A 16,217-nucleotide genomic window follows, 5' to 3' on the forward strand; every position below is an offset into this window, starting at 1 on the left:
CGATTCTCCGATTTTAAATTTACGCTAATTTATCATGCTTTTAAGCAAAAAAAAGCCACTTTAAAGTGGCTTTGTACTAGATATATTTTAGAGTGTATATTTAATCAGTAACAACATCACTGTTTGTTACTAATAACATACGACCGCGCGTTGCTAAATAAACAGCAACTTGCATTTGCATTTCAGCATTTGCAGCAGCACTCCCCTCTACAGTAGAAGACTGAGCAGCATCTTGAGCAGGTGTTAAAATAGAACCATGATGACCCTTAGAAAATTTAATTAAGTAGCTAGCCGGTGCTTCTGTCATTGCTTGCGTTGTACTTACCGTTTCTAATCCCATAAAGTTAGCAAGTGGAATTGTACCAGAAATAGGATTGTTAGCTGCCATTGGTGGAATAACTTGATCTGGCTTGTTTTCACCGCCGTCGCCCACTACAACATTCGTATAAACAGGTGTACCTAACGCTTGTACCGCTGCTGCGTAATTAGTTGGATCGCCGCTATCTAATGCTGTTTGAGAAGCAAACGCAAACTGCGTAAACACGCCTTGGATATTAGTAAGCTTAGCTGTTTCACCTGCCGTTGTTATAGAAGTAATATACTCGTTATAACCACACGTTAAATATGCTTCCATATCTGGCAACTCAGCACCACAGTTAGAAACAGCATCACCTTGCAAGAAGGCATTAAATTCATCAGCTTCAGTTGTACCAGCTTGAGAAAGTACAGAGCCTTGAATAAACGGACCAAATGCTGCTGATTCTAGTAAGAAGCTAGCTATACCGCCGCCGCCACTTGCCAGAGCCACTGTATTTACATTAAATAATGGGTCAACAGTAGGCGCTAATGGATTATTAGCCTGTGCAATAAATGCAGGAGCAACAATAGAACCCAATGAATGCCCTATGTATGTTACATCTTGGCTGTTAATAGTTGCATCTTGTAAAAAGTTTAAGCCTAAACGTAAACCTAATAAATCAGCTGCTGATTGACGTAAGCTATCACGTGCAACTAATAAAGAGCTTAAATTCATGTAGCTAAGTACTGAACCGGTCGTTGCATTAAAGTCATCGTTGCCGTCACCGTCTACATCAACACCACGTTCACCATGACGAGGGTGGTCTATTGCAACCGTTGCAAAACCTTGAATTGAAAGTTGAGCCGTTAGTGCAAGCATACTCTCTTTATTAGTTGTAATACCGTGCTGCATCATAACAACAGGCCAACCGCCTTCAGGCATCTCAATTGCTGGCAACTGTAACTGAGCACGTACACCGTTGATGATTGGTAAAATTGGTTTTGTCACCTGTACTGGTACGTTAGCCATACTTTGTACTTTAGGGATTGAGTTATATTTTGTTAAATGACGTGTGCTATCGATACCTAGGTCACGTAACTGTCCACCACTAAGCGCTGAACATAACCCATCATTTTCACTAATAGGATCAGTTGGGAATGCATCACCTGCAACCGCTTTGTAACCTTGAAGTGCTACAGCGTTATCACACATACCTTGCCAGTATGTATCGTTTAAATCGCTAATATCTGTGCCAGTTGGCGTACCAAGATACATAGGTAACATAATGCTACCTTTTTGGTATTGAACGCCTGAAAACGCAGCAGATACTGTTACACCCTGAGATGCAAACACTTGTTGCACATTGACCATAGGTTGTTCAGGTACTTGCAATGCTGGTGTAGGCAAAGCATCGTTTTGTAAACTTGCAGCCAATAAGTTTTTAATTGTGCCAAGTACTGGACCCGCTGACTGAATCGTCATCGCGCCAGAAAAAATAATATCTTCCTTTGAAATATCACCAGAGCTCACAACTACGTTCTCGTAACTATTAACTGCACCTTGTAATGCAAGTTGAGAATCAGTAATTAATGGCGCTTCTTGCTTAACTAAGCCATAAGTAGATGACGGCGCAATAGAACGCCCCATAGAATCTTTAAGGCCTGTGGTTAATACATTGATGTACGAACTACCTGCTTTAAAAGGCTTTAGAGGAATAATAGCGACGGCATTTCCTGAAGCTTGAGTAACAAAGTCAACACCGAATGTTAATTCGCCAACAAGCTTACAAGCTGCACCAGCTGGAGCAACAGAACATTCTGCATCTGTCAGACTTGCGCCCATTATTACTTCAAAAATTCTTACGCTGCCAGGTGTTCCAGCTGACGCTTCGTCAAGTGAAACATTTGGTGGAAATGTCAAATCAACTTTATAAGGAACTTGAGACGACCAGCCGTCCAGTGCGCCTAATGCTAACTGAGGATCAGCATATGCAGCACGCGGGATAGATACATTGTCGTCATCTAATTCACCTGGAATATTTAAAGTACCATCTTGGGTACCGCTCATTAATAAATCATTGGGAACAGAAATTACACCGTTAGCAGGGTCAAAGCTAACCGTGGCCATAGGTACAACTGTAGCGGTTTCATTCTTAACATCTTCTAACGTTTCTCCGCCGCCACAACCTGCTAAAGCAGCAGTGACCGAGAGTGAAAGTAGCATTTTCTTCATATTGGTGACTCCGAACATATTTTATTTTTATAGTGTGTTTAATCAGTGTATCAAGTTAAAACAATGTAATCAGATTATTAATGAGACATTAGACCAGTTAAACTTAACGTAAAGTTTCTTTTTTCGCCACCTAATTTTTCAATAAATTCGATTACTTGTCGAATTGCTATGTTAAAATCAGAAAAAATCTATCAATTGGTACTTTTATGCACACTTATCAAGCAGCTGAAAATGCATTAAACGATAAAGTTATTTTAATCACTGGCGCAGGCGATGGTATTGGCCGGGTAGCAGCCATTACTTATGCAAAGCATGGTGCGACTGTTATTTTATTAGGTAAAACAACAAATAAACTTGAATGCGTATACGATGAAATTGTGAATGCAGGTTACCCAAAACCTGCGATTGTGCCAATGGATTTAAAAGGCGCAACAAAACAAAATTATCGTGATCTTGCTGCAACTATTGAGAATCAGTTTGGTCGTTTAGACGGACTTTTAAATAATGCTGGCATATTAGGCTCTCTAGGGCCACTAGAACATTTTTGTTCATCTACGTTTGAGAACATCATGAAAGTTAACGTGACAGCTCAAGCAATGATCACCAAAGCATTATTCCCCGTGATGCGTAAATCAGACAATGCTTCTATTGTTTTCACTTCATCTGGTGTTGGTCGTAAAGGCCGTGAGTTTTGGGGACCCTATGCCATCTCTAAGTTTGCAGTTGAAGGTATGATGCAAACGTGGGCTTGTGAAGTAGGTAAAACCAACATTCGCGTAAACTGTATTAATCCAGGTGCTACACGCACATCTATGCGCGCATCGGCATACCCTGGTGAAGATAGGGATAAGTTGGCAACACCTGAAAGCATTATGCCGACCTATTTATATTTAATGAGTGATGATTCAATTGCAGTCAATGGCGAGTCATTAGACGCACAAATAAAAAAGTAACAGCTGTTTACTTTTATTAACCTCAATAAAAAAGCCGCAAATAATGCGGCTTTTATACAAAACGTCAAAATATCACTTACGCTTAGTCGACTTAACACGTTGGTTGTGCTTTTTAACCGCTTTACGAATTTGATTAATTTTAGCGCGTTTATCTTTGCGTTTTTCAGGCATAACTGAAAGTTTAGTTTGCGTTTCACGACCTAACTTAACCGTTTTACGCAAGTAGTTAACGGTTTCTAAGTCGTATTCAACCCAACCACCTTGTGGCACACGCTTATCTAGCTCTAGCTTACCGTAACGAATACGGATAAGACGCGACACTTCAACGTCTTGAGATTGCCATAAACGACGAACTTCGCGGTTGCGCCCTTCGTTTAACGTCACATTAAACCAGCGGTTAATTCCTTCACCACCTAGCGGTTTTATATTTGTGAATTTTGCAGGACCATCTTCAAGCTCAACACCACGCATCAGGTTTTTAAGTGTCTCGTTTGTTACTTCACCAAACACACGCGAAGAATATTCACGCTCTACTTCATAACTTGGGTGCATTAAACGATTGGCTAATTCACCATCGTTGGTAAACAACATTAAGCCTGACGTATTCACATCCAGTCGGCCTACAGCTATCCAACGATCGCCATCAATACGAGGAAGTCTGTCAAATACAGTACGACGACCTTCAGGGTCTTTACGTGTACTCAACTCTCCCTCGGGTTTGTTGTACATAATTACACGGCAAATTCTGTCAGCTTTTTCTTCAATTTTTACGGTATGACCGTCAACACGAATTAAATCGGTTTCTTCAACGCGGTCACCGAGTTTAGCTACTTTGCCATTAACACTAACACGGTTAGCATCAATGTATTTTTCCATTTCACGACGCGAGCCTACACCAGCTCTGGCTAGGACTTTTTGTAACTTTTCACCTTGTATATTCATTCGGATGGTTCTCTCACAGAAGGATCACTTAATAACTGGTTTATTTTACTTTCTTGTTGCGCAGGTAACGCAGGTAAGTTTTCTAAACCCGTTAATGAAAAATAATCTAAAAATTGTTTAGTAGTGGCGTATAAAGCGGGCTTACCCGGTACTTCTTTGTGCCCTACCACTTTCACCCACTCTCTTTCGAGTAAGGTTTTAATTATATTCGAACCCGTTGTTACACCTCTTACTTGCTCTATTTCACCACGCGTAATGGGTTGACGATAAGCAATAAGTGATAATGTTTCCAATAAAGCACGTGAGTATTTAGGAGCTCGTTCTTGCCATAGGTTACTCAACCAAGGGCTCAAACTACTACACGCCTGAAATCGATAACCACTACCAACTTCAACAAGGCGAATACCACGGGTTTGAAAGTGTGTTTGTATTGTTTCTATAGCCTCGTTTATACGTGACATAGAAATTGCAATATCCACTAAAACAGTGTCTTTAATATGGCGTTTACTTATGGGTTTGTCTGCAACAAAAATCGCAGCCTCAATGATTTCAACCAACTGCTCATCACTAATTCGCCGCCCAGCCATATACACTCTTAATAAATAAAAATACACAGCCATCTATTATGACAGAACAACCACTAACTAGGAAAATATATCTGGCAATTATCTAAAATTAGCCATAAAAAAAGCCAGTTAAAATAACTGGCTTTGATTTTTATGTTCTGAATTTTAATTAGCTGTGTTTAATTGACTCTAACGCTTCGTCTTCAGCTACAGATTTACCATATTTATTTATGTAGCCCATAAACTCATTTTTACTAATTCGATTGTCTTCGTTTTTGTCCATATAACCAAAGTGATTTGAAATATCGTCGTCATTGCCTTCAACAACTGATATGTAGCCATTACTATCGTTATCTAAACTGGCAAAACTACTTTCAATTTTGTCAAATTTTGCAATTTCAGCTTTAAAGGCTGATTCACTTACATCACTATCGGTTGCAACCTTGCCAGTGTTTAACTGCATGTAAGCATTAAATTCTTTACGACTAATTTCTTCATCCATATTGGTGTCGATATTTGAAAAGTGACCCCAAATATTATCGTCGTCAGCTTCAACTTTTGAAATAAAACCATCACTGTCGTTGTCTAGGCTTGCAAAGTCGCTGTCTATTTTATCAAGACCTTGATTAGATGCGCAGGCTGCTAAACTTAATGTTGCTAGAATAGTTGTTGCTAATGTTAACTTTTTCATAAGACGTGTCCTTCGTTGTTAATAAATGTCACAACAACTAATACAAGTCTGGTGCCAAAATAAAATAAATATAAATTTCAGCACCTTACAGAAAACCTGTTTATTATTTATTCTATTTTCAATACGTTAGCCTTGAAACCTTTTCAACCAACCTTGTAAATTTTGCAAAAAAAAGCCCAGCTGTAAAAGCTGGGCTCTCATTAATTTTGTCGTGCTAATTAAATTGCAGCGTTTTGATAACGCTTAACAAAGTCAGTAACTTTCTGACCGTTACATTTAAGCGAGTTTAAATTACCTATTTTTTGGCGTACTGGCGCTAAACCTTGCTTTAATGCAGTCATACATAATTGAGTTTCTTGTTGAGCATCTTTAGCAAACACTTCTACTTTGTTTTCAGTTATGTTGTTTGTTGAATCTTTCTTTGCAATATCACGAATATCTTGGCCGTTACACATGATGCTTTGTGAGAAGCGTGATAAGTATACATTGTGCTTAGCTGCTAATTTACGTGCTGCAGAAAAACCTTCGTTTGCGCTTAATACACACAGCTTAGACTCAATAGAGCTGTCTTGGCTGAAGTAAGTGTTACTTTGAGCTGAAACAGAAGAAGATGCTAATAATGTTGCCGCTAAAAATAATTGTGCTTTCATGAGAGATCCTATGTGAACGAGTTTGCCAATGAATTTGCGCGCATTATATAGCCAATTTATTGCAGATCAATTGAATTTTTTATTTATTTTATAAATTAATACAACATTAACAATGTTTAAACTTTCACCACCATTTGATCAACATTTGCGCAGCTATTTTGTCATTTCAGACATGTTATGTAAGCTAAATTACTGATACAATTTGCTATCAAAATGAGAACAAATTTAAAGGTAAATCGAATGAAAGTGATTTCTTTCAATATCAATGGTCTGCGTGCTCGTCTTCACCAATTACAAGCTGTTATTGATAAACATCAACCGGACGTAATTGGCTTGCAAGAGATTAAAGTTCATGATGAAGCGTTTCCATTAGACGATGTTCAAAAAATGGGGTACCACGTCTACTTTCACGGTCAAAAAGCACATTACGGCGTAGCTATGTTATGCAAAAAAGAGCCAAAATCGGTCTTAAAAGGGTTTGCTACCGACACTGAAGAGTCGCAAAAGCGCATGATCAGTGTCACTATTGAACAAGATAACGGTCGCGACATTACCGTTATGAATGGTTATTTCCCGCAAGGCGATAATATCAATCACGAAACCAAATTCCCCTATAAACGTCAATTTTATAAAGATTTGATGACACATCTAGATACAAACCTCACTCCCGATCAGGATGTAGTTGTTATGGGCGACATAAATATATCACCTACAGATTTAGACATAGGTATTGGTGAGGTCAACGCTAAACGCTGGCTAAAAACAGGTAAGTGCTCTTTCCAACCAGAGGAGCGTCAATGGCTATCAACACTTTTAGATTGGGGATTTAAAGATACCTTCAGAGAACTCTATCCTGATGTTAACGATCAATACTCATGGTTTGATTACCGCTCTAAAGGCTTTTTAGATAATCGCGGCCTGCGAATTGATGTTGTGCTTGCAACTCAATCACTTGCTGAGCGTTGTATTGAATCAGGAATTGACTATGAGCTACGCGCAATTGATAAACCATCAGATCATGCGCCAATTTGGTCAACGTTCAAGTAGCTATAATGTTAAACACTGAAATACAAGGGCTGATGTGGGTCCTTGTACTTGCTATTGCGATTTTTAGTTTCGACAAAAACACATATAAATCGCTTTATAAAACGTCTGCTAGGCAAACCGGTGTATTAGCCTGTGCGCTTGTATTTGCACTACTGTGGCGTATTAAAGCCGGTATTTTAACTGGCCTTGACCTGCACATACTTGGTATTACTGCAGCCACCTTAATATTGGGCTGGCGGCTAGCCATTTTGAGTAGCCTACTGGCAAGTGCCTTGTTGTTTTCATTTGGGCAGGTTAGTTTTAACCTTTTACCTGTACAAATACTTATTGGCGCTTTTATTCCCATATTATTGAGTTATTTAAGTTTTGTTGTGTGCTATCACTATTTACCAAAACATTTTTTTGTTTATATATTTGTTTGTGCCTTCATAACAGCTGGGTTTATAGCGTGCATAAAGATATCTTTAGGTGCCCTCTTTTATTTCTCTTTAGGTCAGTATAATTGGCAAGAACTTGCCGACAATTACGTTTATTTAAGTGCTATAATTTGGTTTCCAGAAGCCATGTTGAACGGAATGGCCATCACCATTTTAATTACATACCGTCCCCACTGGGTTAAAACTTTTTACGACAAGGATTACCTAGACTCATGAGTCTTGAATATCAATGCCCTTTATGTAGCAAATCGCTAACAAAAACTCAAAATACACTGCGCTGTGAAAGCAACCACAGTTTTGATTTTGCCAAAGAAGGCTACGTTAACTTACTGCCTGTTCAAAACAAAAACTCTAAACAACCTGGTGACTCGCTTGAAATGGTGCAAGCAAGGCGCACATTTTTAGAGCAAGGTTTTTATGCATTCTTACAACAAGCACTTAGCGATATAACAAGTACTATAAAAGGTAATAATATTATTGATTTAGGGTGTGGCGAAGGGTTTTACACCCACGCTATTGCTAATAATACTCAAGCGCAAGTTTATGGTGTAGATATTTCAAAGTCAGCTATAAAATACGCCGCTAAACGTTACCCCAACTGCAGCTTTAGCGTTGCGTCAATCAGTCAAGCCCCTTTTAAAGAAGGGTTTGCTGATATTCTTATAAGTGTATTTGCACCTTTATTTACTAAAGAGCTTGATAGACTCGCTAAACCTAATGCTACGCTTGTCGTGGCCAGCCCAGGGCCATGGCATTTAAAAGAGTTAAAAGCTTATATTTACCAATCAGTAAGCGAGCATACGAAAGTAGATGTGCCTGAAGGTTTTACAGAAACTCACCAAGATTTGATCACTCAACAGGTAACACTGAGTATTAACGATGTTAGAAACCTGATAATGATGACACCGTTTGCGTGGAAATTTAGACCTGAGCACTGGGAAACACTAGAAGAGAAAGGTGAACACCATGTCACCTTGTCGTTTTATATAACGCAATTTCAAAAAGCGTGATTGTTGAAAGCGTTTTATTAAAACTGTTCTTTAGTAAACGCTTTATCCATTTTTTCAAACATATCTTTAAGTAAATTTGCAAGCTCCAAATAGCGGGGCTTTTTTTCACTTAACTTAGGTTGATAACCATTAGCAACCATTTTTGTATGGAGCTCTTTGTACCAACTTAGCATGGCTGGGTCTAATGGGGTTTGTGCTCGTTTACCCAACCACAATAAACCTTGTAGAGGTAAAGATAAGAAAAACAATGCACTTGCAATCGCTTGTGGTAAAAAATCAGGGCCAAGGTAGTTGAGTTGAAAAAATAATGTAAACATAGCAAGAATGGGCATAACAGTAATGGCAAGTTCTGTTGCTCTAATTACCCTAAACTCACTAAACAATGGAGCTAACTCTTTTCGCATTGGCCATTGTTTTGCGTACTGTCTACCAATTTGAACTTGTGACATCACACTTTTTTGCATCATGACTCCTCACAATTACTGAATTCAATATATAAATTAGCTCGTGTTTTTATAAAGTGTAACACAAATACAGCGGGTTTCACTTAATCAGTAAAAGTGCTTAATTATGCTGTTAAATTGTGCAAAATACTAAACTAAATACATCAAATAGTTTAAAATATAAAACTTATTAATGGGTCTAACGACCTTGTTTATAATATCTTTAGCCTTTTAATTAAGACCTGAGTGTAACAGTAAATAATTAATGTTCACTTACTAAACTTTATTTATGGAAATTATATCTATGCCAACACCCGCTCCTAAGTCACAACATGTTTTAGTATTAAACTGTGGTAGCTCAAGTTTAAAGTTTGCCATTATTGATGCAAACACCGGCCATGAAATTATATCGGGCTTAGCAGAGCGACTAGGTGCAGCAACTCCGTCGGTAAAGTATAAATACAAAGGTGATAAAACACTTATTGATTTAGCACCAGAGCAAGCTCACGCTGAGGCTATTAATACGCTAGTAACGTTAATAAAAGATCACAAACTAGATGAACAGCTAATTGCTGTTGGTCATCGTGTTGTTCACGGTGGCGAGCACTTTACCAAATCAGTATTAATTAATGATAAAGTTATTGAAAGCATAACCCAGGCTGCAACACTTGCACCGCTTCATGGTCATGCCAACTTGCTGGGTATATCTTCAGCGCAAGACTCGTTTAAAGGCTTACCTCAAATTGCCGTATTCGATACGGCTTTTCACCAAACTATGGATAAAGTCGCATACCTTTATGCGCTACCTTACAATTTATATACCGAGTTTGGTGTTAGACGTTATGGCTTTCATGGTACGAGCCATTTTTATGTTGCCGGGCAAACAGCAAAACTACTTAACCAACCTATTGAAAAAAGTAATTTTATTAGTGCTCATTTGGGGAATGGCTGCTCTGTATGTGCGATTAAAAATGGTAAGAGTGTCGATACAAGTATGGGCCTTACGCCACTTGAAGGGTTAGTAATGGGTACTCGCAGTGGCGATATTGATCCAGGTTTATTTAACTTTTTAACGACACAACTTGATTATAGTGCGCAACAAATAGATGACTTACTCAATCAAAAAAGTGGTTTGTTAGGCATTAGTGAGCTTTCAAACGATTGTCGTACTATTGAAGAAGCTGCTACAGCGGGAAATCAACAAGCAGCATTAGCACTCGATATGTTTTGCTATCGTTTATCTAAGCAAATTGCATCGTACATGGTGCCTTTACAGCGTCTTGATGCGCTTATTTTCACCGGCGGTATTGGAGAAAATTCAGATATCATTCGTAAAAAAGTGATCACTCAACTTGGATTTTTAGGTATGGAATGTGACACGCAAGCAAACCTAGATGCTCGTTTTGGTCAACAAGGTGTAATTAGCACTGAGCAATCTCGTATCAAAGCTGTCGTCATGCCAACGAATGAAGAATGGGTTATCGCCCTCGACTCTGCAAATATTGTTAAGGAGCTATAATATGGCACACCGTATTATGTTGATACCGATTTCTACGGGAGTTGGTTTAACATCTGTTTCCGTCGGGCTTGTGCGTGCGCTTGAGCAAAAGGCGGTAAAAGTTAATTTCTTCAAACCTATTGCTCAACCGCGCTCTGGCGAAACCGGTCCAGAAAAATCGACACAAATAATAAAGCAAGGCTCCCCTATTGACCCACCAACACCGTTTGCATTGGATTACGCAGAGCAAATGATTGGTGATGCAAAGGGCGACGACTTATTAGAAGAAATTGTTGAGCGCTTTGAAAGTAAAATTAACGACGATGAAGTAGCCATCATTGAAGGCATGGTTCCGACTCGTAAACAACCTTATGCAGGGCGCGTAAACCGTGAAATAGCGCAAACACTCGGTGCCGATATTGTATTTGTATTAACGCCTGGTAACGATAATATTACCCAGCTGGAAGATCGTCTTGAGATTGCAGCTGGTAATTATGGTGGTATTGACCACCCGCGTGTATTGGGCTGTATTTTTAATAAAGTAAATGCCCCTCTTGATGAAGAAGGCAGAGCACGCGCCGATTTAGTCGACTCTTACAAACCTGATGAAGTAGATAACGAACTAAACCGTTTAGCATCACTGCCAATTTTTAGAAAAAACCCATTTATGTTACTTGGTGCAATACCATGGGATTTTGATTTAGTCGCACCACGTGTGAAAGACCTAAGTGCGTATTTAAAAGCCACAATTATTAACGAAGGTGATATGCTGCATCGACGCCTGCGTCGTATCACATTTTGTGCACGTACAGTGTCTAATATTTTAAACCACTTTACACCAGGTGCACTATTAGTTACTCCTGGCGATCGTTCTGATATTTTAGTAGCTGCGTGTTTATCGGCAATGAATGGTACTAAAATTGGGGCAATATTACTCACCGGTGGTTTTATGCCAGAACAGCGTATTATGGCGCTGTGCGAACAAGCAATGCAAACGGGACTACCAATTTTGGCAACAGAGGCCGATACATGGCGAACATCGTTGTTACTTCATAACTTTAATATGGAAGTGCCAAGCGATGATGACCAACGTATAGAAAAAGTGAAAAGCCACAATGCTGAATATATTGACTCAGATTGGCTGAACTCACTGGCAAAAAATGTGGGGAAAACACGTAAACTCTCGCCACCAGCTTTCAGATACTTACTTACAGATAAAGCTCGTAAAGCAGGCAAAACGGTTGTTTTACCTGAAGGCAACGAACCTAGAACTATTAAAGCAGCTGCTATCTGTGGGCAACGCGGTATAGCAAAAACCATTTTATTAGGTGATCGCGAAGAAATAATGCGTATTGCTGAGCAACAAGGTATAGAGCTCAACGAAAATGTAAGTATTGTAGAACCAAGCAGCATCATTAATGATTATGTCGAGCCTATGGTCGAAATCCGAAAAAGCAAAGGTCTCACCGCTGTTGTAGCGCAAGAACAATTACTTGATAACGTAGTACTGGGTACTATGATGCTTGAACAAGGCAAAGTTGACGGACTTGTTTCAGGAGCAGTTAACACAACCGCCAATACAATTAGACCGCCATTACAACTCATCAAAACGGCCCCGGGCTCATCGCTTGTATCGTCGGTATTTTTTATGTTGCTGCCTGATCAGGTACTCGTTTACGGAGACTGTGCAATTAACCCAGATCCAAATGCTGAGCAACTTGCTGATATTGCGATTCAGTCAGCTGACTCAGCTGCAGCTTTTGGTATAGAGCCTCGTGTTGCCATGATCAGCTACAGTACAGGTACTTCTGGTACAGGAGCCGACGTTGAAAAAGTGCGAGAGGCAACCAAAATAGCTCAACAAAAACGTCCCGATTTGATTATTGATGGTCCCCTTCAGTACGATGCAGCAATTATGGAAAACGTTGCGCTTAAAAAAGCACCAAATAGCCCCGTAGCGGGTAAAGCAACGGTGTTTATTTTCCCTGATTTAAATACCGGTAATACAACCTATAAAGCCGTGCAAAGAAGCGCAGACCTCATCAGTATTGGTCCAATGCTTCAAGGTATGCGTAAACCAGTCAACGATTTAAGCCGTGGTGCATTAGTTGATGACATTGTATACACAATCGCACTTACCGCTATTCAAGCAGCGCAAGTCGAAGCACTTAATTAAAGGCTTTAATTAACATGTGCTTTTTATAGCCTAGCTAATTTCTAATTATAAATTAGTTAGTTAGGCTATTTATACCTCTCAACCCCATAGTTATCCACAGAAATTGTGGGTAAGTATAAGTAGCTCATATTTTGCAGCTTAGTTACGGTGAGTTACCGCTTTAATTTATCTTTAATAATCTATACTATTAATAAATCGTCTTTGCTGTACCGCAGGTTTTTAATGTCAAAACAAACATTACAATTACACAGCACTATTTTGTCTATACATAGTTTAGATATTGATGCTGATATCCCTGCTGCTTTGTTAAAACTTCCGTTGTTTTTTATCTCAAAGACCCATGACGAACTATCAATTGTATGCCCCAGTAGTTTTGAATTACACAGCCTGGATACAGAATCTGATTGGCAAGCATTAGAAGTTATTGGCCCTTTAGGATTTTCGTTAACAGGAATTATGGCTAATATTTCTGGCGTGTTAGCTAAAGCACAAATATCTATCTTTTCTATTTCAACTTACGATACTGACTACATACTTGTAAAAAATCAAACAGCGGCCCAGGCAATCACAGCACTAAAAAAAGATGGCTATAATGTGGTGACAAACTAATTTATGAAAGCACAACCAATAGAGCTTATTGCACAAAATAAAATCCCCCGTGATGCTATTAATATCACCAGTCCTTTTACGGGAAAGGTAGTAGAATTAAGTAATCACCCAGAGCCTTTGTTCAGCTTTGGTACACTTGGCCCCGGTGTTATGGTGCAAGCAACCAGTCATAAAATTTTATCCCCCTTTGATGGGGTTTTACTGCAGGTTAAAAACGCAGGAACTGAATTTATTTTGCAGGCTAAAAATGGGTTAAAAATACTCATTAATTTAACCTTACCTGCCTCTGCAGCAATTACGCATACCCATATAGCCCAGTTAAATGGCAGCCAAGTACTCAAAGGCCAACGACTTGCTTATTTTGACCTAAGAGAATTAGACTCCCCCATGCTAGGAAGTTTAATATTACTTAATGGTCACAACCTGGGCACATTTCATTATTCACACCTGCATGTTAAAGCAGCTGAAGACACCTTATTAACTATTATTAAAAAGAAGTAACTTATGATCACTCTTTACGGAATTAGTAACTGCGACACAATTAAAAAAGCTAAAAAATACCTTACAGATAATAATATTGAGTTTACCTTTCACGATTACCGCAAAGAGGGTGTTAATGAACAAATGGTCGCTGAATTTGCTGATAAATTAGATTGGGAACAATTAGTCAATAAACGTGGAACTACATACAGAGCTCTAAGTGACGAGCAAAAAAAAAATTTGACTAAGCAAAATGCTATTCAATTATTAGTTCAGCAGCCCGCTATGATAAAGCGACCAGTATTAGTTAACGGTACTGACTTTTATTTAGGCTTTAAGGTCGCGCAATACGATGAGATTTTTAAATAATGAATGAAGTAATTGCACTTGCACAAGCCTTGATACAGCGTGAATCTGTCACCCCAGAAGATGCCGGCTGTCAACAAATGATGAACGAACGTCTTGAAGCGATCGGCTTTAATATAGAGTCACTATTTTTTACCGATACATTAAATACTTGGGCGCGTAAAGGCGACCAGTCGCCGCATTTTTGTTTCGCAGGACACACAGATGTAGTGCCTACGGGTCCCGCAAAAAACTGGCAGCACCCACCTTTTTCAGGGCTGGTAGAAAATGGTTTATTGCATGGTCGAGGAGCTGCCGATATGAAAGGCTCGCTTGCTGCCATGATTGTAGCTACTGAGCGTTTTGTAACTAAACACCCCGACCACAAAGGATCAATTTCTTTTTTGATCACTTCTGATGAAGAAGGACCATTTATAAATGGAACCACCCGAGTTATTGATACACTAGAATCTCGCGGTGAAAAAATTGATATGTGTTTGGTTGGCGAACCTTCATCTCGGGATGTCTTAGGTGATGTAGTTAAGAATGGCCGACGCGGCTCGCTTACCGGATTCTTAAAAGTTAAAGGTATTCAAGGACATGTTGCCTACCCTCACCTGGCTCAAAACCCTATTCATCTAGCCACTGAAGCATTAACAGAGCTTAGCCAAACCCAGTGGGATAAAGGAAATGATTTTTTTCCGGCAACCAGCTTTCAAATATCAAATATTAACGGCGGCACAGGTGCAGGTAATGTGATCCCTGGTGAGCTAGATGTGCAATTTAATTTTAGATTTAGCACCGAAGTTACACATCAACAATTACAACAGCGTGTAATCGACATTTTACAAAAACACAACTTAAACTACGAGTTAAACTGGATTGTAAATGGTCTCCCGTTTATTACAGAACATGGTCCACTCGTTGACGCAACCGTTAATGCTATTGAGTCTGTGACAGGATTAGCAACCAATTTAGAAACCACGGGGGGAACCTCTGATGGTCGCTTCATAGCTCAAACCGGTGCTAAAGTCATTGAGCTTGGGCCTCGTAATGCCACCATTCACAAAGTGGATGAGTGCGTAAGTACAGATGACTTAATTAAACTCACCGACATTTACGAGCAAATACTTGAGCAATTGTTAACCTAATGACTGATTTACAAGTACCCACGATAGCGTGTGTCACAGGGCAAAGTGATACACATTTAACTAAAATACAAAGCCATCGTTTGCATAGCGCTATCACTGCTGATTTTATAGCGCTACAAAATGCAGCTAAACAAGCTGGGTTTGACTTAACTATTGCATCAAGCTTTAGAGATTTTGACCGTCAGGCGCTAATTTGGAATAACAAATTTTCAGGACAAAGGCCTGTTTATAATTCACAACAAAAGGTTGTTGATTTAACGAACTTAAATGACATTGATAAGTGTATTGCAATTATGCGTTATTCAGCTTTACCTGGGGCAAGTAGGCACCATTTTGGTACCGATTTGGATGTGTACGACAAAGCCAGTGTTAGTGACGATTATCAACTGCAGTTATCTCCTCATGAATATGAGAAAAACGGTCCCTTTTCAGCATTTAGTGAATGGCTCGGTATTCACCTTGAGAAATTTGGTTTTTATCGGCCTTATCGCGAAGATTTAAACGGGGTAGCTCCTGAACTTTGGCATATTAGCCACATTAAGCAATCACAATTGCTAAGTATTCAACTAACTGAAAGTGCTTTACGAAAATGCATTGAAAACAGTGAACTACTTGGTAAAAGTGCCGTATTGGCGCACTTACCTTCACTTTATAAGCGCTTTGTGACCAACGTTAGTCCACCATAAAAG

Annotated in this window: 17 protein-coding genes; 11 read left to right on the forward strand and 6 right to left on the reverse strand. The window is 39.2% G+C overall.

All coding sequences use genetic code 11. The features are described 5' to 3' along the window. Positions 1-100: 100 nt before the first annotated feature. The gene (locus tag CWB65_RS17810) at positions 101-2,530 is read right to left on the reverse strand and encodes a VolA/Pla-1 family phospholipase (RefSeq protein WP_138741130.1); all 2,430 of its coding nucleotides are present in this window, start codon (positions 2,528-2,530) and stop codon (positions 101-103) included. 206 nt (positions 2,531-2,736) lie between these two features. On the opposite strand from CWB65_RS17810, the gene CWB65_RS17815 reads away from it, so the two are divergent. Next, a complete protein-coding gene (locus CWB65_RS17815) occupies positions 2,737-3,483 on the forward strand; it encodes a YciK family oxidoreductase (RefSeq protein WP_006792162.1) in 747 nt (248 codons plus the stop codon). A 72-nt stretch (positions 3,484-3,555) separates the two neighbouring features. Here the strand turns inward: CWB65_RS17815 and rluB are convergent, their stop codons facing one another. The 4 genes from rluB to CWB65_RS17835 form a co-directional block, all read right to left on the reverse strand. Next, on the reverse strand, positions 3,556-4,425 hold the full coding sequence (gene rluB, locus CWB65_RS17820; RefSeq protein ID WP_006792163.1) for a 23S rRNA pseudouridine(2605) synthase RluB: 870 nt from the start codon (positions 4,423-4,425) through the stop codon (positions 3,556-3,558). After that, positions 4,422-5,012 (reverse strand): SMC-Scp complex subunit ScpB, encoded by a 591-nt coding sequence (gene scpB / locus CWB65_RS17825; protein WP_008131527.1) that lies wholly within the window; start codon positions 5,010-5,012, stop codon positions 4,422-4,424. The genes rluB and scpB overlap by 4 nt, the downstream gene beginning before the upstream one ends. Before the next feature lie 148 nt (positions 5,013-5,160). Next, complete coding sequence (locus CWB65_RS17830) at positions 5,161-5,682, reverse strand: EF-hand domain-containing protein (RefSeq protein ID WP_008131525.1); 522 nt, start codon at positions 5,680-5,682, stop codon at positions 5,161-5,163. Positions 5,683-5,900: 218 nt separating this feature from the next. Further along, the gene (locus CWB65_RS17835) at positions 5,901-6,332 is read right to left on the reverse strand and encodes a hypothetical protein (RefSeq protein ID WP_008131524.1); all 432 of its coding nucleotides are present in this window, start codon (positions 6,330-6,332) and stop codon (positions 5,901-5,903) included. Between the two features lie 240 nt (positions 6,333-6,572). Here CWB65_RS17835 and xthA point away from each other — a divergent pair, with 240 nt between their 5' ends. From xthA to rlmA, 3 genes are read left to right on the forward strand one after another with little or no spacing between them, the layout of a single operon-like run. Further along, a complete protein-coding gene (gene xthA / locus CWB65_RS17840) occupies positions 6,573-7,379 on the forward strand; it encodes an exodeoxyribonuclease III (RefSeq protein WP_008131522.1) in 807 nt (268 codons plus the stop codon). Between the two features lie 5 nt (positions 7,380-7,384). Further along, positions 7,385-8,032 (forward strand): energy-coupling factor ABC transporter permease, encoded by a 648-nt coding sequence (locus CWB65_RS17845; protein WP_039036863.1) that lies wholly within the window; start codon positions 7,385-7,387, stop codon positions 8,030-8,032. Then, a complete protein-coding gene (gene rlmA / locus CWB65_RS17850; protein ID WP_008131519.1) occupies positions 8,029-8,826 on the forward strand; it encodes a 23S rRNA (guanine(745)-N(1))-methyltransferase in 798 nt (265 codons plus the stop codon). Before CWB65_RS17845 ends, rlmA begins: the two co-directional genes overlap by 4 nt. A gap of 17 nt (positions 8,827-8,843) precedes the next feature. Here rlmA and yfbV read toward each other — a convergent pair whose 3' ends face one another. After that, complete coding sequence (gene yfbV / locus CWB65_RS17855) at positions 8,844-9,290, reverse strand: terminus macrodomain insulation protein YfbV (protein ID WP_008131517.1); 447 nt, start codon at positions 9,288-9,290, stop codon at positions 8,844-8,846. Between the two features lie 283 nt (positions 9,291-9,573). On the opposite strand from yfbV, the gene CWB65_RS17860 reads away from it, so the two are divergent. The 7 genes from CWB65_RS17860 (at position 9,574) to CWB65_RS17890 (ending at position 16,214) form a co-directional block, all read left to right on the forward strand. Next, positions 9,574-10,788, forward strand: coding sequence for an acetate kinase (locus tag CWB65_RS17860; RefSeq protein WP_138741131.1), 1,215 nt, complete (start codon positions 9,574-9,576; stop codon positions 10,786-10,788). Position 10,789: 1 nt separating this feature from the next. Further along, positions 10,790-12,943, forward strand: coding sequence for a phosphate acetyltransferase (gene pta, locus CWB65_RS17865; protein ID WP_006792172.1), 2,154 nt, complete (start codon positions 10,790-10,792; stop codon positions 12,941-12,943). A 222-nt stretch (positions 12,944-13,165) separates the two neighbouring features. Beyond that, the gene (locus CWB65_RS17870; RefSeq protein ID WP_138741132.1) at positions 13,166-13,552 is read left to right on the forward strand and encodes an ACT domain-containing protein; all 387 of its coding nucleotides are present in this window, start codon (positions 13,166-13,168) and stop codon (positions 13,550-13,552) included. Between the two features lie 3 nt (positions 13,553-13,555). Then, entirely contained in the window at positions 13,556-14,053 is a 498-nt protein-coding gene (locus CWB65_RS17875; protein WP_039036860.1) for a PTS glucose transporter subunit IIA, read from the forward strand. A 3-nt stretch (positions 14,054-14,056) separates the two neighbouring features. Continuing rightward, on the forward strand, positions 14,057-14,401 hold the full coding sequence (locus CWB65_RS17880) for an ArsC family reductase (RefSeq protein WP_138741133.1): 345 nt from the start codon (positions 14,057-14,059) through the stop codon (positions 14,399-14,401). After that, positions 14,401-15,528 carry a succinyl-diaminopimelate desuccinylase gene (dapE, locus tag CWB65_RS17885; protein WP_423811166.1) on the forward strand — a complete coding sequence of 376 codons (1,128 nt, stop codon included), beginning with the start codon at positions 14,401-14,403 and terminating at the stop codon, positions 15,526-15,528. Before CWB65_RS17880 ends, dapE begins: the two co-directional genes overlap by 1 nt. Next, positions 15,528-16,214 carry a M15 family metallopeptidase gene (locus tag CWB65_RS17890; protein ID WP_138741135.1) on the forward strand — a complete coding sequence of 229 codons (687 nt, stop codon included), beginning with the start codon at positions 15,528-15,530 and terminating at the stop codon, positions 16,212-16,214. Before dapE ends, CWB65_RS17890 begins: the two co-directional genes overlap by 1 nt. Positions 16,215-16,217 lie beyond the last annotated feature (3 nt).

Origin of the sequence: Pseudoalteromonas sp. S554, from assembly GCF_005930865.1 — a bacterium.
Lineage (GTDB): Bacteria > Pseudomonadota > Gammaproteobacteria > Enterobacterales > Alteromonadaceae > Pseudoalteromonas > Pseudoalteromonas marina.

Excerpts from the sequence above, each read along its gene's own strand:
- yfbV (WP_008131517.1), bottom strand. The coding sequence starts at position 9,290 with ATGCAAAAAAGTGTGATGTCACAAGTTCAAATTGGTAGACAGTACGCA.
- CWB65_RS17830 (WP_008131525.1), bottom strand. The coding sequence starts at position 5,682 with ATGAAAAAGTTAACATTAGCAACAACTATTCTAGCAACATTAAGTTTA.
- CWB65_RS17815 (WP_006792162.1), top strand. The coding sequence starts at position 2,737 with ATGCACACTTATCAAGCAGCTGAAAATGCATTAAACGATAAAGTTATT.
- xthA (WP_008131522.1), top strand. The coding sequence starts at position 6,573 with ATGAAAGTGATTTCTTTCAATATCAATGGTCTGCGTGCTCGTCTTCAC.
- CWB65_RS17860 (WP_138741131.1), top strand. The coding sequence starts at position 9,574 with ATGCCAACACCCGCTCCTAAGTCACAACATGTTTTAGTATTAAACTGT.
- pta (WP_006792172.1), top strand. The coding sequence starts at position 10,790 with ATGGCACACCGTATTATGTTGATACCGATTTCTACGGGAGTTGGTTTA.
- CWB65_RS17835 (WP_008131524.1), bottom strand. The coding sequence starts at position 6,332 with ATGAAAGCACAATTATTTTTAGCGGCAACATTATTAGCATCTTCTTCT.
- CWB65_RS17880 (WP_138741133.1), top strand. The coding sequence starts at position 14,057 with ATGATCACTCTTTACGGAATTAGTAACTGCGACACAATTAAAAAAGCT.
- scpB (WP_008131527.1), bottom strand. The coding sequence starts at position 5,012 with ATGGCTGGGCGGCGAATTAGTGATGAGCAGTTGGTTGAAATCATTGAG.
- CWB65_RS17845 (WP_039036863.1), top strand. The coding sequence starts at position 7,385 with ATGTTAAACACTGAAATACAAGGGCTGATGTGGGTCCTTGTACTTGCT.
- rluB (WP_006792163.1), bottom strand. The coding sequence starts at position 4,425 with ATGAATATACAAGGTGAAAAGTTACAAAAAGTCCTAGCCAGAGCTGGT.
- CWB65_RS17875 (WP_039036860.1), top strand. The coding sequence starts at position 13,556 with ATGAAAGCACAACCAATAGAGCTTATTGCACAAAATAAAATCCCCCGT.
- CWB65_RS17870 (WP_138741132.1), top strand. The coding sequence starts at position 13,166 with ATGTCAAAACAAACATTACAATTACACAGCACTATTTTGTCTATACAT.
- dapE (WP_423811166.1), top strand. The coding sequence starts at position 14,401 with ATGAATGAAGTAATTGCACTTGCACAAGCCTTGATACAGCGTGAATCT.
- CWB65_RS17810 (WP_138741130.1), bottom strand. The coding sequence starts at position 2,530 with ATGAAGAAAATGCTACTTTCACTCTCGGTCACTGCTGCTTTAGCAGGT.
- rlmA (WP_008131519.1), top strand. The coding sequence starts at position 8,029 with ATGAGTCTTGAATATCAATGCCCTTTATGTAGCAAATCGCTAACAAAA.
- CWB65_RS17890 (WP_138741135.1), top strand. The coding sequence starts at position 15,528 with ATGACTGATTTACAAGTACCCACGATAGCGTGTGTCACAGGGCAAAGT.